General features: G+C 64.7%; 19 protein-coding genes and 1 pseudogene. 8 read left to right on the forward strand and 12 right to left on the reverse strand.

Features of this window, described 5'->3' with window-relative positions; genetic code table 11:
• The 4 genes from hutU to BFD71_RS37865 form a co-directional block, all read right to left on the reverse strand.
• The coding region (gene hutU, locus BFD71_RS37850; protein ID WP_069269294.1) for a urocanate hydratase at window positions 1–1,073 on the reverse strand (1,073 nt) is incomplete at its 3' end.
• 398 nt (window positions 1,074–1,471) lie between these two features.
• Window positions 1,472–2,185 carry a histidine utilization repressor gene (hutC, locus tag BFD71_RS37855; protein WP_069269295.1) on the reverse strand — a complete coding sequence of 238 codons (714 nt, stop codon included), beginning with the start codon at window positions 2,183–2,185 and terminating at the stop codon, window positions 1,472–1,474.
• Window positions 2,186–2,280: 95 nt separating this feature from the next.
• Window positions 2,281–3,702: a sensor histidine kinase gene (locus BFD71_RS37860; RefSeq protein WP_069269296.1), complete on the reverse strand. Its 1,422-nt coding sequence runs from the start codon at window positions 3,700–3,702 to the stop codon at window positions 2,281–2,283.
• Between the two features lie 18 nt (window positions 3,703–3,720).
• The gene (locus BFD71_RS37865) at window positions 3,721–4,398 is read right to left on the reverse strand and encodes a response regulator (protein ID WP_069269297.1); all 678 of its coding nucleotides are present in this window, start codon (window positions 4,396–4,398) and stop codon (window positions 3,721–3,723) included.
• Between the two features lie 197 nt (window positions 4,399–4,595).
• Here BFD71_RS37865 and BFD71_RS37870 point away from each other — a divergent pair, with 197 nt between their 5' ends.
• The 3 genes from BFD71_RS37870 to BFD71_RS37880 are packed head-to-tail and all read left to right on the forward strand — an operon-like array spanning window position 4,596 to window position 7,326.
• Entirely contained in the window at window positions 4,596–5,615 is a 1,020-nt protein-coding gene (locus BFD71_RS37870) for an ABC transporter substrate-binding protein (protein ID WP_069269298.1), read from the forward strand.
• 35 nt (window positions 5,616–5,650) lie between these two features.
• Window positions 5,651–6,445 (forward strand): ABC transporter ATP-binding protein, encoded by a 795-nt coding sequence (locus tag BFD71_RS37875; RefSeq protein ID WP_069269299.1) that lies wholly within the window; start codon window positions 5,651–5,653, stop codon window positions 6,443–6,445.
• 17 nt (window positions 6,446–6,462) lie between these two features.
• Complete coding sequence (locus tag BFD71_RS37880) at window positions 6,463–7,326, forward strand: ABC transporter permease (protein ID WP_069269300.1); 864 nt, start codon at window positions 6,463–6,465, stop codon at window positions 7,324–7,326.
• Between the two features lie 107 nt (window positions 7,327–7,433).
• On the opposite strand, the gene BFD71_RS37885 is transcribed toward BFD71_RS37880, so the two are convergent.
• A complete protein-coding gene (locus tag BFD71_RS37885) occupies window positions 7,434–8,090 on the reverse strand; it encodes a peroxiredoxin (protein ID WP_069269301.1) in 657 nt (218 codons plus the stop codon).
• Window positions 8,091–8,602: 512 nt separating this feature from the next.
• Between BFD71_RS37885 and BFD71_RS37890 the strand changes: the two genes are divergently transcribed.
• From BFD71_RS37890 to BFD71_RS37905, 4 genes are all read left to right on the forward strand, one after another.
• Complete coding sequence (locus BFD71_RS37890) at window positions 8,603–9,994, forward strand: short-chain fatty acid transporter (RefSeq protein ID WP_069269302.1); 1,392 nt, start codon at window positions 8,603–8,605, stop codon at window positions 9,992–9,994.
• Between the two features lie 190 nt (window positions 9,995–10,184).
• Window positions 10,185–10,760 (forward strand): ankyrin repeat domain-containing protein, encoded by a 576-nt coding sequence (locus BFD71_RS37895; RefSeq protein ID WP_069269303.1) that lies wholly within the window; start codon window positions 10,185–10,187, stop codon window positions 10,758–10,760.
• 256 nt (window positions 10,761–11,016) lie between these two features.
• Complete coding sequence (locus tag BFD71_RS37900; RefSeq protein WP_028205078.1) at window positions 11,017–11,382, forward strand: hypothetical protein; 366 nt, start codon at window positions 11,017–11,019, stop codon at window positions 11,380–11,382.
• Window positions 11,383–11,539: 157 nt separating this feature from the next.
• Window positions 11,540–11,764: a hypothetical protein gene (locus BFD71_RS37905; protein WP_069269304.1), complete on the forward strand. Its 225-nt coding sequence runs from the start codon at window positions 11,540–11,542 to the stop codon at window positions 11,762–11,764.
• A gap of 67 nt (window positions 11,765–11,831) precedes the next feature.
• Here the strand turns inward: BFD71_RS37905 and BFD71_RS37910 are convergent, their stop codons facing one another.
• The 6 genes from BFD71_RS37910 to BFD71_RS37935 all read right to left on the reverse strand — a co-directional run bounded on the left by BFD71_RS37910 (window position 11,832) and on the right by BFD71_RS37935 (window position 21,565).
• Window positions 11,832–13,283, reverse strand: coding sequence for an efflux transporter outer membrane subunit (locus BFD71_RS37910; protein ID WP_069269305.1), 1,452 nt, complete (start codon window positions 13,281–13,283; stop codon window positions 11,832–11,834).
• 3 nt (window positions 13,284–13,286) lie between these two features.
• Entirely contained in the window at window positions 13,287–16,451 is a 3,165-nt protein-coding gene (locus BFD71_RS37915; protein WP_069269306.1) for an efflux RND transporter permease subunit, read from the reverse strand.
• A gap of 3 nt (window positions 16,452–16,454) precedes the next feature.
• Entirely contained in the window at window positions 16,455–17,969 is a 1,515-nt protein-coding gene (locus BFD71_RS43030) for an efflux RND transporter periplasmic adaptor subunit (RefSeq protein WP_370684354.1), read from the reverse strand.
• A gap of 519 nt (window positions 17,970–18,488) precedes the next feature.
• Window positions 18,489–18,863: a hypothetical protein gene (locus BFD71_RS40060; RefSeq protein ID WP_141710956.1), complete on the reverse strand. Its 375-nt coding sequence runs from the start codon at window positions 18,861–18,863 to the stop codon at window positions 18,489–18,491.
• Window positions 18,864–18,986: 123 nt separating this feature from the next.
• The gene (locus BFD71_RS37930) at window positions 18,987–20,312 is read right to left on the reverse strand and encodes an MFS transporter (RefSeq protein ID WP_069269307.1); all 1,326 of its coding nucleotides are present in this window, start codon (window positions 20,310–20,312) and stop codon (window positions 18,987–18,989) included.
• A 77-nt stretch (window positions 20,313–20,389) separates the two neighbouring features.
• The gene (locus tag BFD71_RS37935) at window positions 20,390–21,565 is read right to left on the reverse strand and encodes a M20 aminoacylase family protein (protein ID WP_069269308.1); all 1,176 of its coding nucleotides are present in this window, start codon (window positions 21,563–21,565) and stop codon (window positions 20,390–20,392) included.
• A 121-nt stretch (window positions 21,566–21,686) separates the two neighbouring features.
• Between BFD71_RS37935 and BFD71_RS37940 the strand changes: the two genes are divergently transcribed.
• Entirely contained in the window at window positions 21,687–22,637 is a 951-nt protein-coding gene (locus tag BFD71_RS37940) for a LysR substrate-binding domain-containing protein (protein ID WP_028205070.1), read from the forward strand.
• Between the two features lie 168 nt (window positions 22,638–22,805).
• Here BFD71_RS37940 and BFD71_RS40065 read toward each other — a convergent pair.
• Window positions 22,806–23,001: pseudogene (locus BFD71_RS40065) on the reverse strand (IS481 family transposase); the annotation flags it as partial.

The raw sequence follows: 23,001 nt of genomic DNA on the forward strand, positions 1-23,001 counted from the left end.
AGCGGACGGATATATGCCGGCACGAAGCCCGGGAAATCGAACGCGTTGTCCACGCCCATTTCGAGTGCCATCTGGCGGATGTTGTTGCCGTAGTCGAGCGTGGCCGCGCCGCGCTCCTGCAGCGTAAGCATCGCGCGCACCTGGTGGGCCATCGATTCCTTCGCGACCTTCACGATGCTTTCCGGCGCGACCTTCTGCGCTTCACGCCACTGCTCCACGGTCCAGCCCTGCGGCAGGTAGCCGTTGATCGGGTCATGCGCGCTCGTCTGGTCGGTCACGCAGTCAGGCGTGATGCCGCGCTTCACGAACTCGGCGAAGACATCGGCGGCGTTGCCGAGCAGGCCCACCGAAACCGGCTTGCCCGTGCGCTTCGCTTCCTCGACGATGGCCAGCGCCTCGTCGATGGTCTTGGCCTTGCGGTCCACGTAGCGCGTCTTCAGGCGGAAGTCGATGCGCGTCTCGTCGCATTCCACCGCGATCATCGAGAAGCCCGCCATCGTCGCCGCGAGCGGCTGTGCGCCGCCCATGCCGCCGAGGCCGCCCGTGAGGATCCAGCGGCCCTTCGGGTCGCCGTTGAAGTGCTGGTTCGCGACCGAATAGAACGTTTCGTACGTGCCCTGCACGATGCCCTGCGAGCCGATATAGATCCAGCTGCCCGCGGTCATCTGGCCGTACATCATCAGGCCCTTGCGGTCCAGTTCGTGGAAGTGTTCCCACGTGGCCCAGTGCGGCACGAGGTTCGAGTTCGCGAGCAGCACGCGCGGGGCGTCGGCATGGGTGCGGAACACGCCGACCGGCTTGCCCGACTGGATCAGCAGCGTCTCGTCCTCGTTCAGGTCCTTGAGCGACGCGAGGATCTGGTCGAAGCACTCCCAGTTGCGCGCGGCACGGCCGATGCCGCCGTACACCACAAGCGCATGCGGATGCTCGGCGACCTCGGGGTCCAGATTATTCTGGAGCATCCGGTAGGCGGCTTCCGCCAGCCAGGTCTTGCAGACCTTCTCGCTGCCGCGCGGCGCGCGGATCGTGCGGGTCGGGTCGAGGCGCGGGTCGGTGAAGTTCGGTTGGTTCATTTGTTCGAGTCCGTCGAGTCTGGATAGCAAGCTGGAGGTGGAGGGCTGCGCCCGCGGAGATGCAATGAGCGCTGCAACGTGGGTTAAGTCTAACGCCGCCAAGTTGTATATACAACTCGTTTCAAAAAAACGTGGGTTAGTAGTTACCCTGACGAAACTCGCCGAGTTCGGCTTATCGGAGCGAAGAAACGGGCAGGCGAGCCGCGAAGCTTTGTCTAGACAAGATGTCTGCAAACAGCCCGACACAGTGCATGGTCTGTAGACGCGGCCAGACCGCCCACGCAAACGAAAGTGGCGGGCTTGATGCGGGCAGGGATCAAGAGGGACGGAGCGCTCGAGCGTCCGGTGGACTGCAGTTCAGCAAGTAAGCAAGAAGTGAGCGACCTCGCCGCCCAGGCTCAAACAGTACCCGCCAGATGAAACCGCGAAGCCGGATGCCACAGGCGCACGGAAGTCGCCACATGACGCCCCACCCACGTGCGCCGCAGCAACAGCAGGCAAGGCTCGCCGATTTCCATCTCCAGATACTGCCGCACGCGCGCATCGGGCTTCTGCGCGTAAATGCGGAATTCCGCGCGCTGGATCGGCGCGAGGCGCACCATGTAGTGATTCGGCGTTTCGACGGTGAAGTCCTGGGCGAGGTAGTCGGGGAACACCTCGGGGTTCACGTAGCGGTCCTCGTACTGGATCGGCTCGCCCTCTTCACTGTGCACGATGCGCGAGTGGAACACCGGCCCGGCGTCGAGTTCGAGCGCCGCGATCGCGTTCGGATCGTCGCTCGCCTCCAGCCCCAGCACACGCGCCGCATGCCGATGGCCGCGCGCCGCGATTTCGTCGGCGATATTGCGGATCTGCAGCACCGTCGATTCGTACTGGCGCGGCGCGACGTACGTGCCCGAGCCGCGCACCCGGTTCAGCACGCCTTCGGCCATCAGTTCTCGCAGCGCGCGCGACACCGTCATGCGCGCCACACCGAACTCTTTCACCAGTTCCGTTTCGGAAGGCACCACGTCGCCGGGCCGCAAGGCGCCGCTTTCGATCTGCGCGAGCACATGGCGCTTGATCTGCTCATAGGCGGGCAACGGGGCACTGCTGACCGTCTTCTTTTGCATGGTCTCGATCTTCGAATGAACGGGAGGTCGCCGCAGCGATGGCCGCCGGGCGCGGCGCGGGCTTGCAGCTTCAGGCGGCCACATTGTACCGCCCCTTAAAGCGGCTCCTTTTCCGGCTCGGCCACGAGCGCGGGCTGCCAGCGCGCGAGCACCACGCAGGCGCGCACGCCCCGCCCGTCCGCGCCCGGACTCAGGCTCACCGCGCCACGATGCGACTGCGCGATCTCGCGCACGATCGCAAGACCAAGGCCCGTGCCTTCGGTCCCGACGGCGGCGCGGAAGAAAGGCTCGAAAACGCGCGCCCGCGCTTCCGCGGGAATGCCGCGGCCGTCGTCGAGCACTTCGAGCGCGACCATCTCGCCGCTCGCCCGCACCGACACGGTGACGTGCCCGCCAGCCGGCGTGTAGCGCAGCGCGTTATCCACGAGATTGCTGACCATCGCGCGCAACAGCTCGCGATGCCCCTGCACCACCGCCTCGCCCGCCTCGCGCGGCAACTCCGCGCCGAGATCGATGCCGCGCGTCTGCGCGAGCAGCGCGAGCGCCTCGACCACTTCGCGCGCGAGCTGCGCCATGTCGACGGGCGCGGCCGGCAATTGCGCGGGGTCGAGCGCCTCGGCCTGCGCGAGCAGCAGCAACTGGTTCGTGAGCGCGACCATCGAGCGGTTGCTCACGTGCATGGCCGCCAGCACTTCGTCGAGCGCGGGATCGACGGCTTTTTGCTGGCGCGCGTACTGCAACTGCGTGCCGAGCAGCGTGAGCGGCGTGCGCAGCTGGTGCGCGGCATCGGCGATGAAGCGGCGCTGCGCCGCCGTCTGCGCCGAAAGGCGCGCAATGCATTGATTGATGGCGTCCACGACGGGCCGCAGTTCGGCATGCAGCCCTTCGGCGCGAATGGGTTCGAGGTGCGAAGGATCGCGGTCCGCCACGTCGTTCTTGAGCTTCATGAGCGGCCGCAGCTCGAACGTGAGACCGATGCAGGCGAGCGCCACGGCCAGCATCACCATGCCGATCTGGCGATAGAGCTGGGGACGCCAGAGCGCCTCCACCATCGCGTCGCGCGAGCGCTCGGTTTTGCCCACCGAGACGCGCACGCGCCAGACGTGGCCGTTGTCGTACATGGAGCGCACCACGCTCACGGCGCGCACGGCCTGACCGCGCAGCCCGGCGTCGTACGCGACGGGCGAATCGACGGCGGGCGCCGAGGCCGCATGCGGAAAGTCGGGCATGCCCGCGAGCAGCGAGCCGCCCTCCACGTGCACGTTGTAGAACACCTGGTCCTGCTGCGGCGAGGCGAAGAGTTCGAGCGCCGCGGGCGGCACGTCGGCGCGCAACGCGCCATCGGCCCATTGCACGGAACCGGCGATCATGCGTGCGGACGACAGCAGCCCGCCGTCCTGCACCAGATCGGCAGTATGGCGCGCAGCGCGATACTCGGAGGTCGCCGTAAAACTCACGTAGAGCGCGAGCGGCACGAGCATCCACCACAGCAGGCGAACGCGCAGGCTACCCGTCATGTCGGCACGCGCAAGTCGTCATAGCGTTTCATCCTTCCTGCGCAGCAAGTAGCCCAGGCCGCGCAGTGTCACGATCACGGCCGAGCTGCCTTCGAGCTTCTTGCGCAGCCGCGACACGTAGATTTCGATGGCGTCCTCGCTGGGTTCGTCGGCGAGCGTGAAGATTGCGTCGACGAGCGCGGCCTTCGACACGGTCTGGCCGAGGCGCAGTGCCAGCGTTTCGAGCACCGTGCGCTCGCGCGGCGTGACGTTCAGCGGCGCGCCCTTCAGCGTGAACTGGCGCGTGTTGAGGTCGAACACGAGGTCCCCACAGCCGATTTCATTCGCGCGCGCGGGCGTTTGCCGGCGAATCAGCACCTTGATGCGCGCCACCAGTTCGCGCACCTCGAAGGGCTTGACGAGATAGTCGTCGGCGCCGGCGCCGAGCAGCTCCACCTTTTCGTCGATCGAGCCGCTTGCCGTAAGCACCATCACGGGTGTCGCGTCGCCGCGCTGGCGCAGCCGCCGCAGCACGTTCTTGCCCGAGAGCTTCGGCAAATTGAGGTCGAGCAGCACCACATCGTAGTGATTGGACCGCAGCAAATGGTCGGCGGCTTCGCCGTCCTGCACGGCGTCGAAGGCGAACGCCTGCTCCTCCAGCGTCTTGACGAGCCAGTGTGCAAGCGTCGGATTGTCTTCGATCAGCAGCAACTTCATGGGCGGGTACGGGCAAAGGCGAAGGCCGTTTCAGGGGAATCGATTGTGCCGTTGCCGGCGCATCGCCGCCCTGCGGGTTAACACGGACGATTTTGCACGGCGCCCGAAGGCTGGCAGAAGGCTTACGGTTTTTATAATCGGCTCCATCCACCAAAAAGCGCCGCATGCACGGCGCACCACCCTCAGGAGACTCCACGATGCCTACCTTGCGCCAGATCGCCGCCGTATCGAGTGTCGCGTTCGCCCTCGCCGCCGGTTCCACGGCTGCCCACGCGGAAAAGATCACGATCATGGTTGGCGGCGCAACCAAGATCATCTATCTCCCCGCCAAACTGACCGAGCAGCTCGGCTACTTCAAGGACGAAGGCCTCGACGTCGAACTGCAGTCGCAGCCGGCCGGCGTGGACGCGGAGAACGAACTGCTCGCGGGTGCGGTGCAAGGCGTGGTGGGCTTCTACGATCACACCATCGACCTGCAGAGCAAGGGCAAGGAAGTGCAAACGCTCGTAGTGTTCGGCCAGGTGCCCGGCGAAGTGGAAATGGTGTCGAACGCGGCAGCCGGCACGGTCAAGAGCATGGCCGACGTGAAGGGCAAGACGCTCGGCGTGACGGGCCTTGGCTCCTCCACGAGCTTCCTCACGCAGTACCTCGCACAGCGCTCGGGCGTGCCCTCCAACCAGTACACGCTGCTGCCGGTGGGCGCAGACAACACCTTCATCGCGGCGATCAAGCAGAACCGCATCGACGCGGGCATGACGACGGAACCCACCGTCTCGCGTCTGCTGCAAACCGGCGACGCCAAGGTGCTCGTCGACATGCGCACGCTCGAAGGCACGCGCGCTGCGCTCGGCGGCACCTACCCCGCTTCGAGCTTCTACGTGCAGCGCGCCTGGGCGCAGTCGCACAAGGAAGAAGCGACGAAGCTCGCGCACGCGTTCTCGCGCACGCTCAACTTCATCGCCACGCATAGCGCCGATGAAATCGCCGCGAAGATGCCGAAGGACTACTACGGCAACAGCCAGGATCTCTACGTGGCCGCGCTGAAGTCCTCGCTGCCGATGTTCACGAAGGACGGCCGCATGCCCGCCGACGGCCCGGATACGGTGCTCAAGGTGCTCTCGGCGTTCAATCCTTCGGTGAAGGGCAAGCACATCGACCTCGCGAAGACTTACTCGAACGACTATCTGCCGGCTCCGACCGCCACGGCGTCGAAGTAAAACGCAATCGGCCCCACGTTCAGCCCACTGAAATAATGACTTCCTCCCATTCCCAAGGCACGCCGGCCATCGAGCTGCGCAATGTTTCGTGCCGCTTCATTTCACCGGACGGCAAGGCGACGGTCGCCCTGCGCGACTTCAGCATGTCGGTCGCGCGCGGCGAGTTCGTCGCGATCGTCGGGCCCACGGGCTGCGGCAAGTCCACCACGCTCAGCATGATCACGGGCCTGCTCAAACCCACCACGGGCGAAGTGCGCGTGATGGGCGCGCCCGTGAACGGCATCGATCCGCGCATCGGCTTCGTGTTCCAGGCCGACGCGGTGTTCCCGTGGCGCTCGGTGCTCGACAACGTGGCGGCCGGTCCGCTCTATCGCGGCCGCTCGAAATCGGCCGCCTACGACGAAGCCAACGAATGGCTGCGCCGCGTGGGCCTCGCCAACTTCGGCAAGCACTATCCTCATCAGCTTTCGGGCGGCATGCGCAAGCGCGTGGCGCTTGCGCAGACGTTCATCAACAAGCCCGAAATCCTGCTGATGGACGAGCCGTTCTCGGCGCTCGACATGCAAACGCGCACGCTCATGCAGGACGAGCTGCTGCAGCTGTGGGGCGGCACGGGGTCGGTCGTATTCGTCACGCACGACCTCGAAGAAGCCATTGCGCTCGCCGACCGCGTGTTCGTGCTCACCGCGCGCCCGGCCACGCTCAAGAAGGTCTACGAGATCGATCTGCCGCGCCCGCGCGTGACGTCCGAAATCCGCTACGCGCCGCACTTCGTCGAACTGTCGCGCCAGATCTGGCACGACCTGCGCGAAGAAGTGCAGATCGCCTAACACCGGAGCCGTTCACTATGTCCACCCCGCAACAAACCCTGCCGCAAGGCCTCGATGCCGCCTCGCTCGACGCCGTCGAGCGCGCTGCGCAAAAGCGCATTCGTCAGCGCAATCTGCTCGTCATTTCGCTGCGTATTCTCGTGCTCGTCGTCGTGCTCGGCGGCTGGGAACTCGCCGCGCGCCTCAAATGGATCGACCCGTTCTTCTTCTCGATGCCCACGGCCATCTTTGATCAGATCATCGACTGGTTCGTGAACGGCACCTCGCAAGGGCCCCTGCTCACGCAGGTCTGGGTCACGCTGGAAGAGACGGGCCTTGGCTTCATCATCGGCTCGGTGGCCGGCGTGTTCTGCGGCATCGTGCTTGGCCGCAACAAGCTGCTCTCCGACGTATTCAGCCTCTACATCAAGATCGCCAACTCGATTCCGCGCGTGGTGCTCGGCTCGGTGTTCGTGATCGCGCTGGGGCTCGGGATGGCGTCGAAAGTGGCGCTCGCCGTGGTGATGGTGTTCTTCGTCGTGTTCGCCAATGCGTTCCAGGGCGTGCGCGAAGCGGACCGCTACATGATCGCCAATGCGCAGATTCTCGGCGCGTCGCGCCGCCAGGTGACGACCTCGGTCGTGATTCCCTCAGCGCTTTCGTGGATTCTCGCGAGCCTGCACGTGAGCTTCGGCTTCGCGCTGGTCGGCGCCGTGGTGGGTGAATTCCTGGGTTCGAAGCAAGGCATCGGTTTGCTGATCTCGACGGCGCAGGGCGCGTTCAACGCAAGCGGCGTGTTCGCCGCGATGATCGTGCTCGCCGTAGTCGCGCTGGCCGCCGACTATGTGCTCACCGCGCTCGAGCATCGTTTGCTCAAGTGGCGGCCCACGCCTTCGAACTGATTCAGTCAGCTTCCCCTGTCCGGACCGCGTAAGACGCGAGAGCTTGCCTGGTCCGTGATCCGCGGCGCACTGCCAGTGCGCCGCGTTTTTTTTGGGCCTGCCAAACGCTACTTGGGCTGCGCAACGGTACGCAGATACGGCTTGAGCGTCTTGAAGCCCTGCGGATACTTCTGCCTGGCCGCATCGTCGGAAACCGAAGTCGGGATGATGACGTCGTCGCCCGGCTTCCAGTTCACCGGCGTCGCCACCGAGTGCTTCGCCGTGAGCTGCAGCGAATCGAGCAGGCGCAGCACCTCGTCGAAATTACGGCCCGAACTCATCGGGTAGACAAACATCGCCTTCACTTTCTTGTCCGGCCCGATGAGAAACACCGCGCGTATCGTGGCGTTGTCGGCCGCCGTGCGCGGGCTGGCGCCGCTCGCGTTCGGGTGAATCATGTCGTAGAGCTTCGCCACGTGCAGATCCGGGTCGCCGATCATCGGATAATTGACGGCGCTCCCCTGCGTTTCCTCGATGTCCTTCGCCCACCTCGCATGGTCGTCCACCGGGTCGATGCTCAGACCGATGATCTTCGTGTTGCGCTTGTCGAACTCCGGCTTGAGCTTCGCCATATAGCCGAGTTCCGTCGTACAAACGGGCGTGAAGTCTTTCGGATGCGAAAACAGAATGGCCCATTGGTCGCCGATCCATTCGTGGAAACGGATCTTGCCTTCGGTGGTCTCCGCGGTGAAATCGGGTGCATCTTCTCCAAGACGAATCGTCATCTTCTGTCTCCTGAATGCAGTGATTTACAGCTCGTGAGGTGATCGTGAGGGGTCTGCGTGCGCGCGAAAGTGCCTCCCGCTTTTGCATTTTAGGTAGTCTCCGTGACGCTTATGAAAATCTTTGCTATTTCATTAGCATTACATACGCCATACATTTATCCATCATTTAGCGCTAAAAACCTGCATCGGCGTGCTATCGCAGCCTTGACATCCACTTGGCATGAAGCGAATAATGCGTCGTTCGATAATCGAAACCGTGTTCGAGTTACGAACACGAGAACAACAATAACGGGCTGGTCGTCTTGCCGTGCAAATACCCGCGTGCAAGGCGTGATATGAACCCGCTGCGCCGGGGCGGCATCGCCTCTCGCTGATGGAGGAGCCGCACCTGCCTCCCCGCCCCCTACGCGCCTGGCCCCGCCAGCCGCACGGTGCGGGGACTACCCGCAAGCAACGCCTCCTGTCCGCTCCGGCCAGCCAGTAGCGACACGCTACGAACTAGCGCAAAGAGCATGAAAAGAGACCTCCAGACTGAAACGCGCGATTCCCGCCAGGGTGTCGTCGCCGCCCTCGTGTATGTTTTCGAGCGGGTCATGCCCGACCCCTTCGTTCTGTCCATCTGCCTCACCTTCTTTGTCGCCGTGCTCGCGCTCGTCATCGCGCCGCACGGCAATCTCCCCACGCTGCTCAGCGCCTGGTACGAAGGTACGTTCGGCATTCTCGGCTTCGCGCTGCAGATGATCCTGATCCTCGCCACGGGCTACGCCATTGCCGAAGCGCCCGTGATCCAGCGCGTCCTGCGCGCGCTCGCGGCCAGGGCGCAAACGCCGGCGCGCGCCGCGCTGCTGGTGTTTCCGGTGGTGGCCATCGCCGCGTGGCTGAACTGGGGCCTGGGCCTGATCGTGGGCGCGCTGCTCTCGCGTGAAATCGCGAAGCGCGTGAACGTGGATTTCGCGTGGCTCGTAGCCGGCAGCTATTCGGCATGGTCGATCTGCAATAGCGGGCTCTCCAGCTCGATCGCCCTCTCGCAGGCCTCGCACGGCAACGCGCTCAATCTCGTGGAAAAGGCGACCGGCCACGTGATTCCGCTCAGCCAGACCGTCTTCGCGCCGTTCGTCTTCATTCCCACCGTGCTCGTGGTGGTCGTGATGACGTTCATCTTCATCCGCATGCATCCGAAGCCCGAGCACGTGGCGCCGTTCAGCGAGGCGGCCGAAGCCGAAGCGAACGACGCCGGCGCCAGCGACGACCCGCACGCGCGCGTCGGCAACGGCACGCCTTCGTTCGCATCGCGCCTCGAGCAGTCGATGCTCGGCACGCTGCTGCTGATCGTGCTCGGCGCAGGTTATCTGGCGATGGAATGGAGCGAAAAAGGTTTCGATCTCGACATCAACACGACAATCCTGATCTTCCTGCTGATCGGCCTCGCACTGCAGCGCACGCCTATCGCCTACGCGAACGCCATTCGCCGCGCCGCGCGCCAGACCGGCTCCATGCTGCTGCAGTACCCCGTGTACGGCGGCATCATGGGCGTAATGAAGGGCACCGGCCTCGCCTCGATGATCGCCAAGGCCTTCGTCACGATCGCCACGCCGCTTTCGCTGCCGCTCTGGAGCTATCTGAGCTCGCTCATCATCACGCTGCTCGTGCCGAGCGCCGGCGGCCACTGGGCCGTGCAAGGGCCGTTCGTGCTGCCCGCCGCGCTGAGCCTGCACGCCTCGGTGCCGCGCACTGCCATGGGCGTGGCGATGGCCGAAAACGTCTCGAACATGCTGCAGCCGTTCTGGGCCGTGCCGATCGTCGCGATCGCGGGCATTCGCATCCAGCGCGTGATGGGCTATACCGCCGTGACGTTCGCCGTGTCGCTCGTGATCTACGCCGTGGCGCTCTGGCTCGTGCCCTGAGCGTCGAGCGGTTCCGCCGCGAAAGAAGGCGCTGCGCCGGCCGCTTTGCAGCGGTTCGGCAGCGCCTTTTTTCATGCGGCGCGCGTGAGCCGCGCTGGCCTCGCGGCGCGCAAAGATCGGCGACAATGGGCAAGCCTCGACGGCGGCACGCCGCCCCGAATCGATCTGCGATCCGAACCAGGAGACTGCCATGACCGCCAGCGCGCCGCCTACCCCACCCTCATCGTCTTCGTCAGGCTCCGGCGAAGACGGCGGCGAGCTCGATCCGCGTTTCGTCGAGTTCGCGCGCCAGGTATTCGACACCGCGCGCCGCGGCGAATCCAACACGCTCGCCACGCTCATCGAACAGGGCCTGCCGCCGAATCTGCGCAACGAAAAAGGCGACAGCCTCGTGATGCTCGCGAGCTATCACGGCCACGCCGCCGCCGTGCGCACGCTCGTGCAGCACGGCGCCGACCCCAACCTGCGCAACGACAACGGGCAAACGCCGATCGCGGGCGCGGCCTTCAAGGGCTTTGCCGACGTGATCAGCGCCCTGCTGGAAAACGGCGCCGACGTGGAAGGTGCCTCTCCCGACGGCCGCACGGCGCTGATGATCGCCGCCATGTTCAACCGCTCCGATATCGTCGACCTGCTGCTCGCGCGCGGCGCGAACCCGGCGGCGCACGACGCCGCGGGCAACACCGCGCTCGACGTGGCGAACGCGATGGGCGCGGTGGCCACGGCCACCCTGCTCGCCGGGAAAGCCGGCGGCAAAAGCGCGTGAAAAGAACGCGGGAATCATGGGGCGCGATGGGCAGGCACGCGAAACGCTGCAAAGCGCACAACGGCACGCAGCGCCCTGGTGTCACTCCTGGTTTGCATACAACGCGCCGCCAGGCGACGCTATCCATGTAACACCCGTGCGTGCAGCGCCAGTGCGGGGCAGGCGATTTTCCACGAGCCGTGATATCGTTTTGTCATCGGATTCGAAGTCTGCACGCACCCGTCAATCGAACTCTGTTACTTTCGCGAGCGTCGCCATGAGTGATGTACGCCACCATCTGAGTCCGCGCGATCGCGTGGAGCTGCTCTGCTGGCTCACCTGCGGGAGCCTCGGGGCCTACTATCTCAACGAATCCTGGCCCAATGCGGCCTTTCACGTCCAGGCGGCGCACAAGTGGCTCGACCGTCACGCGCGCGAGGCCGACTGGCTCGCGATCGCGCGCCTCGCCGCCATGGCGCAGGATATCGCGCAGCAGCACGCGTGGTTCGTGGACGCGGTCTGGGCGCGCGACGCCGTCGAGGAAATTCTCGACACCGACGACCTGAACTACCAGGCCAAGCTCGTCCTGCAAGTGCTCAAGGACTGCGAACGAGCGCTCGCCGACCGTCGCCCCGCCGACTAGGGATCAAACCGGAACTCCATAAGCGGGGTTCCCCACACAGGCCACGCGTTTCTCCATCAAATGATGGACGCGTGGTGGTTATCCTCAGAACATACTCCCGCTTGCAGCGTCGGCCCTTTCCCCTTCGCCGGCCGCTCGCCCACGCGGGAGAACCCAAATGACTCGCCCCCTCGCCCCGATATTCGCCGCCGCGCTCTTCGCGTTGGCGTCGGCGAGCCCCGCTGCGCTCGCGCAAACCGGCGGCCACGCAACCGCCGTCAACGCCGCCCGACCCATCCAGCTGCAAAAAGTCGCGAAGCCGGCGCCCAAAGCCCCGCAAACCGCCAAAGCCACCAAGCCCGCTCCGCAATCGCTGCGCTGGCTGATGTCTGAATCTCCATGAAACGAACCGGCGCGCCCGCGCCGGGTTCGCGCTTCGCCACCCCGCCTCGAAGCGCAGCCGTCGCGGCTCAGGACTGCGACGGCTTCGCGCTGTCTGCCGCCGGCGGCGGCGCTGCCGGCGTCCAGCCATAACCGAGCGCCTTGTACAGGCTCACGATCTGCGCGAGTTCCTGGTCCTGCAGCGACGACTGCTGCAACTGCGCGTTGAAGAGACTGCGCTCGGCGTCGAGCACCTCCAGATAGCTCGTATAGCCGCCTTCGTACAAATCGCGCGCGACTGACGTGTATTCCGTGAGCGCGGCCACCTGGCGCGTCGTCGAATCCAGTTGATCGCGTGTGCGCGCGACGCCCACGAGCGCATTTTCGACATCGGCGAACGCCTGCTGGATCGTCTGCTCGTAAGTGAAAAGCGCTTCCTGCTGCACGGCTTCGGCCTGATGCACGCCACCCGCGATCGCACCGCCCTCGAAAATCGGCTGCGTGACCGCGCCCGCGAACGACCAAACGCGCGCGGGGCCAGTCCAAAGCCCCGAAAGCGCCGTGCTCGCGGCGCCGAACAGTCCCGTGAGCGAAATCTGCGGGAAATACAACGCACGCGCTGCGCCGATCGATGCATTCGCCGAAATGAGCGTTTGTTCGGCCTGCAGAATATCGGGCCGGCGCTCCAGCAGCGTCGACGGCAGGCCGGCGGGAATGGCGGGCGCCGTGAGCTCGGTGATCGACTTGCCGCGCGCGATCGGCCCCGGATTCTGCCCCAGCAGCAGCGAGATGGCGTCTTCCTGCGTTGCGATCTGCTGCTGGATCGAGTACACGGAGGTCTGCGCCGATTGGTACTCCGACTGCGCCTGGCTCACCTGCAACCGCGAAACGACACCGCCCGCATAGCGCTCGTTGAAGAGATCGAGCGCGCCCTTGCGGCTTTCGAGCGTGTCCTGCGCGATGACGAGCTGATTGTCGAAGTCGCGCAGTTGCAGATACGACGTGGCCACGTTCGCGATGATGGCGATGCGCGTGGCCTGCTGCGCAGACTGCGTACTCAGATAATCGGCGCGCGCGGCTTCGGTGAGCCTGCGCAAGTGGCCGAATAAATCGAGTTCCCAGGATACCGTGCCGTTCAGCTCCACCTGGTTGCCGACCACAGGCGGGAAGCCGGGCGCCGGCACGCCACGGCTACGCGACGCACCGAAGTTCGCCGATACCTGCGGGAACAGGCCCGCGCGCGTCACGACGTAGCGTCCGTAGAACTCCTCGACGCGTGCCGCAGCAATCCGCAGATCCTTATTCTGCGTAAGCGCCCTGGCGACGAGGTCGTTGAGCACCGGGTCGTTGAACTGCGTCCACCAGTCGAGCGTCGTATCGACGGCTTCCGCCTGCGGCGAGGCGTAGCGAAACGTCGACGGCGTCTCGACCGCCGGACGATGATAGTCGGGCCCGACCGCGCAGGCGCCAAGGCAAGCCGTCGCGATGGCGAGCCCAAGCGGACGCAGCGCGCGATTCGTCAAATTCGAACGGGTCTTCATCGCTCAGCCCTCCTGCGAAGGCGGCGCTACGGGCGGCGTGCCGGGATGCGGCGTGGCGTTCGCTTTCTTGCGCGACGAGAGCGTTTCGAGTCCCCAGAAGAACATCGGAATGAAGAAGAGCGCGATCACCGTGGCGCCGAGCATGCCCGCGATCACGCCGGTACCGAGCGAGCGCCGGCTCGCGGCCGATGCGCCGCTGGCGATGGCGAGCGGCACGCAGCCGAGGATGAACGCGAGCGAAGTCATGATGATCGGCCGCAGACGCAGCTTGGCGGCGTGCAACGCGGCGGCGTACGGCGACATGTTCTCTTTCTCGCGCATTTCAACGGCGAACTCGAAGATCAGGATGGCGTTCTTCGCCGCGAGCGCGATCAGCACCGTCAAGCCGATCTGGAAGTACACGTCGTTCTCCATGCCGCGCAGCAAGATGCCCACTAATGCCCCGAAGATCGCGAACGGCACGGCCAGCAGCACGCCAACCGGCAGCGACCACTTCTCGTACTGCGCCGCGAGAATGAGGAACACCATCAGCAGTGCGAAGCCGAACACTAGCGCGGCCGTCGAGCCGGCCTTCTTCTCTTCGTACGCCTGGCCGCTCCATTCAAAGCTGTAGCCTTCGCCCAGCACTTCGTTGGCAATCTGCTCCATCGCCGCGATCGCCTCGCCCGAGCTGTGGCCCGGCGCCGCGTCGCCGGTGATCTTCGCCGCCGGAAAGTTGTTGAAGCGGTTGACGATGTCAGGCCCGGGCACGAAACGCGATGTCGTCACGGCCTTGATCGGCACCATGTCGTTGTTGCGGTTGCGCACATAGAGCTGCTGGATATCGTCCGGGCTCAAGCGGTATTGCGGCTCGGCCTGGATGATCACCTGGAACAGACGACTGCCCTTCGGGAACTGGCTCACGTACAAGGAACCGAACATCGTCTGGAGTGCAGAATAGATGTCCTGAACCGGAACGCCGAGCGTTTCCGCCCGCTCCCGATCCACTTCCACGAGCAATTGGCGCGAATTCGTGTTGATGGTCGAATTCACGCCGCGCAGCGCCGGATTCTGGCGTGCCTTCGCAATCACCTGGCGCACCTTTTCCTCGAGCTGCTGATAGCTGCCGTCGCCGGTGCTCTGCAGCCAGAACTCGAAGCCGCCCGTCGTTCCGAGGCCCGGAATCGACGGTGGATTGAGCGGTACGACTACGCCGTCCTTGAAGGTGGAGAACGCCTTGGTGGCATCGCGGATCAAGTCCTGCGCCGTGCCGTTTTCGCCGCGATCCTTGAAGCCCTTGAGCGTCACGAACAGCGTGCCCGCGTTCGACTTGTACTGCGAGTCGATCAGGCTGTAGCCGATCGGCGCCGCCACCGAACTCACGGCAGGCTGTTTCGCGAACCAGTCCTCCGCCTTTTTCGACAGGTCGCCGGTGCGGTCCAGACTCGCCGCGTCGGGCATCACGACCGCGCCGAACAGATAGCCCTGATCCTCCACGGGCAGGAACGACGATGGAATATGCTTGAACAGGCCGACGGTCGCGATCAGCATCACGACGATCAGGCCGATGGAGAGGATCACGCGGCGTATCGCCGTCTGCACCCAGCTGCCATAGCCCTCGGTCAGGCGCTCGAACTTCTCGTTGAACCAGCGGAAAAAGCGGTTCTTCTTGTGCTCGCCCGGCTTGAGCAGGATGGCCGCGAGCGCGGGCGATAGCGTGAGCGCGACGATACCCGAAAGCACCACCGAGACCGCGATCGTCACCGCGAACTGCTTGTAGAGCTGCCCCGTGATGCCCGAGAGGAACGCCACCGGTATGAACACCGCGAGCAGCACCAGCACGATCGCCACCACCGGGCCGCTCACTTCGTCCATCGCGCGCTTGGCCGCTTCCTTTGGAGGCAGCTTGAATTCGGTCATGTTGCGCTCGACGTTTTCGATCACCACGATCGCGTCGTCCACCACGATGCCGATGGCCAACACCATGCCGAACAACGTGAGCATGTTGATCGAGAAGCCGAACGCCTCCATGCCGATGAACGCGCCGATGATCGACACGGGCACCGCGAGCAGCGGCACGAGCGTCGCCCGGAAACTTTGCAGGAAGATGTACACCACGATGATCACGAGAATCACCGCATCGCGCAGCGTATGGACCACCTCGTTGATGGATTCATGCACGAACTCGGTCGTATCGAGCGCGATTTCATACTTGAGGCCAGGCGGAAAGCTCTTGTTCAGCTGTTCGAGTGTCTGACGCACCTGCTTGGCCACCTGCAGCGCATTCGCGCCCGGCTGCTGATACACGGCGAGCAGTGTGGCCGTCTTGCCGTTGTAGCGGCCGCGCAGCGAATAGTCCTTGGCGCCCAGATCCGCGTGGCCGATGTCCTTGAGGCGCACGATCGCCGCATCGCCCGACGCCGCGCGCAGGATGATGTTGTCGAAATCGGCGGGCTCCGTGAGGCGGCCCTTCGTCGTCACCGGGAACGTCTGGTTCACCGGTTTGCTGGTCGGCGCCTGACCGAGCCGCCCCGCAGAGAACTGCTGGTTCTGCTGCGCAATCGCGTTCTGCACGTCGGCCACGGTAATGCCGAGCTTGGCCATGCGGTCGGGCTTGAGCCACACGCGCATCGCATAATCAGCAGAACCGAAGATCGACGCCTGGTTCGCGCCCGGAATACGCTTGAGCGCGTCGAGCACGTAGACGTTCGCGTAGTTCGCCACATAGGCCGCATCGTAGGCGTTATCGGGCGAATAGATCGCGATCACCATCATGAACGCCGACGAGCGCTTCTGCACCGACACGCCTTGCGCGGTCACCGAGTCGGGCAGGAAAGGCAGCGCGAGGTTCACGCGGTTTTGCACGTCCACCTGGGCGAGCGACGGATCGGTGCCGATATTGAAGTACACCGTGAGCGTCATGTTGCCCGTCGACGAACTCGACGAGTTCATGTACATCATGTTGTCCGCGCCGTTCACCTGCTGCTCGATCGGCGCGGCCACGTTCTGCGCGACGATGTCGGCGCTCGCGCCCGGATACGTGGCGCTCACCGTAATGGTAGGCGGCGCGATGTCGGGAAACTGCGCGATCGGCAGGTTGAACATCGACACCAGACCGGCGACGACGAGCACGATCGAGAGGACCGACGCGAAAATTGGCCGGTCAATAAAGAAGTGGGAGAACTTCATCGCTCAGCCTCCCGCGGCGGGCGAGAACGTGACGTCCACGCGGCGGGATTTGTCGGGTGGATCGTCGGCGACGATCCGCGCCGGTTTGCGCATGTCGATGCGCTCGGTTTTCACGCCGGCCACGACCAGCGCGGCACGCACCGTCCCTGCGCGGGCGGCGGCGAGACGCTCATTCGCGGCTTGCGAGCCGCTCGAATCGGTGTAGCCGGAAATCACCACGCGCATACCCGGCTCCGCGACGAGACGGCGCGCCACGGCTGCGAGTGCGTCGGCGGACTGGGCGTCGAGGCTCGAACTGCCCGACGCGAAGTAAAGCGCGGTGTGTTCGCCCAGCACGTCGGCAGCGCCGGATGCGGCGGCCGGTTGAGCGGCGCTCGTGCCAGCGTTGGCTTGAGCGTTGGTATTCGCGTTCGCAGCCGCCGGGCCCGAAGCTCCGGCCGCGCCCGCCTGCGCCCCGCCGCCTGCACCGGCGTCGGGCCCGCCAATATTGACGGTTGCGGGCGGCGTCGCCACGAGGTTCGACTTGACCGGCGCACCGGGCATGAGCCGCAGCGTATTGTCGATGACGACATGATCGCCCGGATGCAAACCCGACTTGATCACCCAGTCGTTGCCGTTCCACTCACCCGTTTCGACCACGCGCTGCTGCGCCTTGCCGTCCTTGTCGACGGTCCACACATACGCGCCGCGCGGCCCCTGCTGCACCGCCGCCTGCGGCACCGCCACCGCGGAAGTCCGCAGCGCGCCCAGCAGCTTGATACGCACGAACTGACCGGGCCGCAGCGACCCCGTGGGGTTTGGCATGGCGGCGCGAATCAGGTAGGTGCCGGTTTCCGAGCTGAGCGAGGCATCGGTAAACGCGATGTGGCCGCGTTCGGGATAGATGCTGCCGTCGGCGAGCACGATTACCGCTTCGAGCTTGCCGACGGGCGGCAGCTTGAGCGTGCCGTTCTGCGTTTGCGTGCGCAGATCGAGCATCTCGTTCTCGGAGAGCGAGAAGTTGATCCACATGGGATCGAGCTTCGCCACATAGGTGAGCAGGCTGTTGCTCGCATCGATATACGAACCGTCCTGCTTCTTTGCAAAGCTCGAAAGACCGGTGACTGGCGCAACGATCTTCGTATAGCCGAGATTGAGCGTCGCGCTGATGACATTCGCCCGCGCGCCTTCGACCGCGGCGGCGGCCGCCTGCTCCTGGCCGACCGAGTCGTCGAGATCCTTCTGGCTCAACGCATTCTTCGCGGCGAGCGGACGCACGCGATTGAGGTTGGCCTGCGCGGTGACGAGCCGCGCCTTCTGCTGCGCAAGCTCGGCCTGCGCGGCATCGAGCGCGGCCTCGAAGGGTTTGCGGTCCATGACGAACATCACGTCGCCCGCGTGGACCAGCGAGCCTTCCGTATACACGCGCTTTTCGAGGAAACCGTTCACTCGCGCGCGAATTTCGACCTGTTGCGAGCTTTCTGTCTGCCCTACGTATTCGAAGACCACCGGCACGTCGCGCAGCGCAACATTGATCACGTCGACGTTTGCGGCAGGTCGTGTTTCAGCAGCAGGTTTATTGTCATGACATGCAACGACGCTTACCAGCAATCCCAGCGACAGGCACAAGCTGGCCACCCGAAATCCGTGAGTCATGCTGTTCTCCGTTGTTATCGACGATCTGCGCTGGACCGACGAACCCCAAATCAGGCGCGCGCGGGCGATCGAATCGAACCAAATCGCCAAACTGACTTTGGTGCTCGAGCGAATACTACTGTTTTTCGGGAGAGCGCAGGATCAGGACGGCCAAAAAGTCGCACTCGATGAAAAGACCGGCACTCGCGGAGCAATAGTGTCCGGATTCATTTCGAAATCCGAAATGACGGAATCGTTCGCTAACGTTCGCGTGAAAATGCGCAACGCTTGCGTAGGAACAAAGGGAGAGCGCGGAAAGCGGAGATTGCGGACGCACGGAACGTGCGTCGCGTGGAGGGCGGGCGGGAGAACATCAAGGCATGTCGCAGCCGTCGCAGCAGCGGTTGCGACACGCGCTGCGAATCAGGCGGCGCGATCGAGCCGGCGCACCGAGCCGAACTCCGCACACGAAAGCGTGCGCATCAGCAGCGCCATGGCCTCGGCCACACGGCGGCGATCGAGTTCCACGTGCAGGCAAGCGAGATCGCTGCGGCGATCGATATCGATTGTATGCACGCCGAGCGCGCTGCCAACCAGACCATGCAGCGTGCAACGAGCGAGTTGCGCTTCGCTCGTGGGCACGCGCACGACCAGTTGCACTGTCGTGCGATGGGTTGCCGGGTGAAGGGGCTTGCCCGGATTGTGCAGCGAGAGAACGGGCCGCAGCGCGGCGGCGGAGCGGGAACCGCGGGAATTCGGACCCTGCGAGACGATAGACGGCATACGTGTTGTGCGCACGCCGTCGTTCGGGGCGGCGCGCTCGAGTTGAACACGAACCGATTCTAGGCAGCGCCGCGTAAAAGTCGGGTAAACAAACACTGCGCGGCCGCTAAAAGTGCGTAGCGGCAGAAGAGAGAAGCGTTAATCGAGCGGACGACCCGCCGGCTCGCGAATGAGCGGCAGCGCGAGCAGCGAGACCGCGCCGCAGCCGATCAGATACCAGGCGGGCGCGAGCGGATTGTCGAGCAGCTTGATGAGCCAGGTCGCGAAGAACTGCGCGAAGCCGCCGAAGATCGAAACGCCCACGCAATACACCACCGACATGCCCGTCACGCGAATCGACTGAGGAAAGAGTTCGGGCAGCATCACGATATTGGGGACCGCCGTGAACGCGACGATCGCGCCCAGCACGGCCACGACCGCGAGCACGGTTGGGATGGTCGGCATGGCGTGAATGACCATGAAGGCCGGATAGATCACCGCGATCAGCAGCACGCGCGAAACACCCATCACCCACTTGCGGCCCAGGCGGTCGGAGAGCGAGCCGGCGAACGGCGAGCAGACTGCCGTGACGAGCGCCGCGACGAGGGCCGCGCTCATGCCGACCGACATCGGCAGGCCGAGAATCTTGATCGCATAGGTCGACATGTAAAACAGCACGATGTAGTTCGCCGCCGTGCCGCCGATGGTCGTGACGACACCCGCCACGAGCGCCGTGCGATGACGCCCGAAAATCTCGCGCAGCGGCCGCGCCACGTCGGCCACGGGTTCGGCGTCTTCGACTTCGACGGGGTTCGCGAGCGTTTCGTCGAGATGACGGCGGATGTACACGCCCACCGGCACGACGAGCATGCCGATCACGAACGGCACGCGCCAGCCCCAGCTTTCGAGCGCGGCCTGCGAGAGCATGGTGGACAGCGCCACGCCGATGAGCGCGCCGCACACCGTGTTCAGGCCCTGGCTCACGAATTGCCAGCTGCCGTAAAAACCGCGCGAACGGTCGTCGGCGTATTCGAGCAGGAGCGATGTCGAGGCGCCCACTTCGCCGCCCACCGCGAAGCCTTGCACGAGACGCGCGAGCAGGATCAGTGCGGGCGCCGCGAGCCCGATCTGCGCATAAGTGGGCGCGAACGCGATGAGCGCCGAGCCGAGCGCCATGAGCCAGAGCGTGAGCGTCATGGCGGCCTTGCGGCCGACGCGGTCCGCAAACGCACCGATCACGATGCCGCCGATCGGACGCACGACGAAACCCACGCCAAAGCTGCCCACGGCGAGCATCAACTGGTTCAGCGAGCCGTGCACCGGGAAGTACAGCGAGCCGATGATCGACGCAAAGAAGCTGTAGACCGTGAAGTCGAAGAACTCGAGCCCGTTGCCGAGCGTGATCGCGAAGATGGCCTTCGCGCGCGAGCGGCGCGTGGAAGCCGGGGCGGCAGCGGCCGGCGCCTGAATCGACGTGGCGTTCATCGGGTGTCTCCTCGTGTGTCTCGTGTCTCGTGTCTCGTGTCTCGTATCGTGGTGCGTTTACCCGCCGGCTTTGAGCTTCAGCCGCGCAGGAAGCGTTCGGCGAGCTGCACCCAGTATGCCGCGCCGGTGGCGAGGCAATCGTCGTTGAAGTCGTAGCCGGGGTTGTGCACCATGCAGCCGCCCTCCCCGTCGCCGTTGCCGATGATGAGATAGCTGCCCGCGCAGCGCTCGAGCAGGAACGAGAAGTCCTCGCTGCCGGTGAGCGGCGCCATGTCGTGGATGAGGCCGTCTTCGCCGAGCCAGTCGCGCGCCACATCCTGCGCGAACGCCGTCATCGCCGCGTCGTTCACGAGCACCGGGTAGCGGCGCTGATAGTCGATGCGCGTCGTCGCGCCGTAGGCGCTTGCCTGCGCATGCACGAGCGACGTGATGCGCTCCTGCAGCAAGTCACGCACTTCGGGGCGCAGCGCGCGCACCGAGAGGCGCATCTGCGCGGTTTGCGGAATCACGTTGGGCGCGTCGCCCGAATGGATCGCGCCCACGGTGACGATCGCCATGTCGAGCGGCGGCACGTTGCGCGACACGATGGTCTGCAGCGCGAGCACGACGTTGGCGCACACCACCACCGGGTCGATCGCCTTATGCGGCACCGCGCCATGACCGCCACGCCCGTCGATGTCGATGATGACCGTGTCCGATGAAGCCATGAACGGCCCCGCGCGAAAGCCAAGTTTGCCGGTCGGAAAGCCCGGCATGTTGTGCATGGCGAACACGGCGTCGCAGGGAAAACGTTCGAGAAGGCCTTCGTCGAGCATACGCTTCGCGCCGCCCAGGCCTTCTTCGGCGGGCTGGAAAATGAGGTGCAGCGTGCCGCTGAAGTTGCGCGACTGCGCGAGATGTTTCGCCGCTGCGAGCAGCATGGCCGTGTGACCGTCGTGGCCGCACGCGTGCATTTTGCCCGGAATGCGGCTCGCGTAATCGAGGCCGGTGTTTTCGTGGATGGGGAGCGCGTCCATGTCGGCGCGCAGACCGAGGCGCTGAGTGCCTTCGCCCACCTTGAGCGTGCCCACGACACCGGTGCCGCCCAGCCCGCGGTGCACCTCGTAGCCCCACTCGGTGAGGCGCTGCGCGACGAGGTCGCTCGTGACGAATTCTTCGAAGCCCAGTTCGGGATGCGCGTGGATCACGTGGCGCAGCGCGATCATCTCCTCTTCGATCGCGGCGATTGCGGCCGGGATAGCCATCGTGTTCATACGAATTCCCTCCAGGGCGAGCGTGAGTGTGAATTCGCTTGAGAATAATGACGTCTCCTTTTGGCCGACAGCCCTAAAATAGTTGGCCCGCCAACCAGAAGTGCGCACTCGGGTTATCCCTATGAAGTTTCATCAGTTCCGCGCGCTCGTCGCCATGGCCGATACCGGCAGCATTCGTGCGGCCGCGCGTGCGCTTGGCATCTCGCCGGCGGCGGCAACGAAAGCGGTACGCGAGCTCGAAGCCGAGCAGCAAATCGCGCTCGTCACGCGCAATGCGAACGGCATCGCCTTCACGGAGGCGGGACAGGCGCTGCTCGTTCATGCGCGGCTGGTCGTGCACCAGATGTCGCGCGCCCAGGACGAACTCGATGCGCGGCGCGGGCGCGGCGGCGGCAAGCTCGCGATCGGGGTGACGCCGTGGCTCGCCCTGTCCTTTTTGCCCGACGCCGTCACGCTGTTTCGCGAGCGCATGCCCGGCATGCAGCTTGAGTTCTACGAGGGCCTGCTCAATATCGTGATGCCGCGGCTGCGCGACGGGTCGCTCGACTTTTCGCTAGGCAAGCCCGGGCCCGCTTCGCTGCATGCGGAATTCACGCAGACGCCGATCTTCGCCACGGAGTCGGCCGTGGTGGTACGCAAGGACCATCCGCTCTCGCATGCGCAATCGCTGAAAGAACTTCAGGATTGCGAATGGTTGCTCAACTGGGACCCGGCCAGCAAGGAGATGATCGCCGACGATGTTTTCCTGCGTCACGGTCTCCCGATGCCGAACAACGTGCATTTAGCGCACTCGTTCGTGGTGGCGATGGGGCTTATCATGAACACGGATATGGTGAGTATTTTTCCGTGGCCGTTGGTGGAAACGCGGTTTGCGCGCGACAATTTGCGTGCGCTCGCGCTTCAGGAGGAGGTGGATCGCACGGTGGTGAGCGTGGTTGCCCGGCGCGGTGTGCCGCTTTCTGCTGCGGCTGAGTGCTTTCTGGAGTGCCTCAAGGAGGCGATTCATGCTGGTGAGGCTTCTGCTAATCCTGAGCGTAGGCGGCTTTATCACTCGCTTGAGTTGCTGATTTGATTGGCCGCTTTTTTTGTCTTTGTTCTGGGTTCTTTGGCCTTTCCTTGTTTTCGCGTCGGTATGCAGGCGTTGCCCCTGTGCGGGGCGGCACCTACTTTCTTTGCGGCGGTGTATGGACCGGAGACATGGGTAACAGGTGTGCGGGGACATGGGTAACACATGATCCGCTCATTCGGGATGGTCCAGGTTGATGGTTCCGAAATGATGATGCAGGAAAAACAGGTCATAGCGGTTGCCGCTTCCTGCGCTGGGGCGCACCGCAACCGGCAGCTTGTGCAGCGCATTTGAAACCTTGAAACACCGGCACCGGAAACGGAGTTCTCCATTCCACCCCACGCGTACCACCGTGTCGTCGCTGCGATAT

It is taken from the genome of Paraburkholderia nodosa, from assembly GCF_001718195.1.
GTDB lineage: Bacteria > Pseudomonadota > Gammaproteobacteria > Burkholderiales > Burkholderiaceae > Paraburkholderia > Paraburkholderia nodosa_A.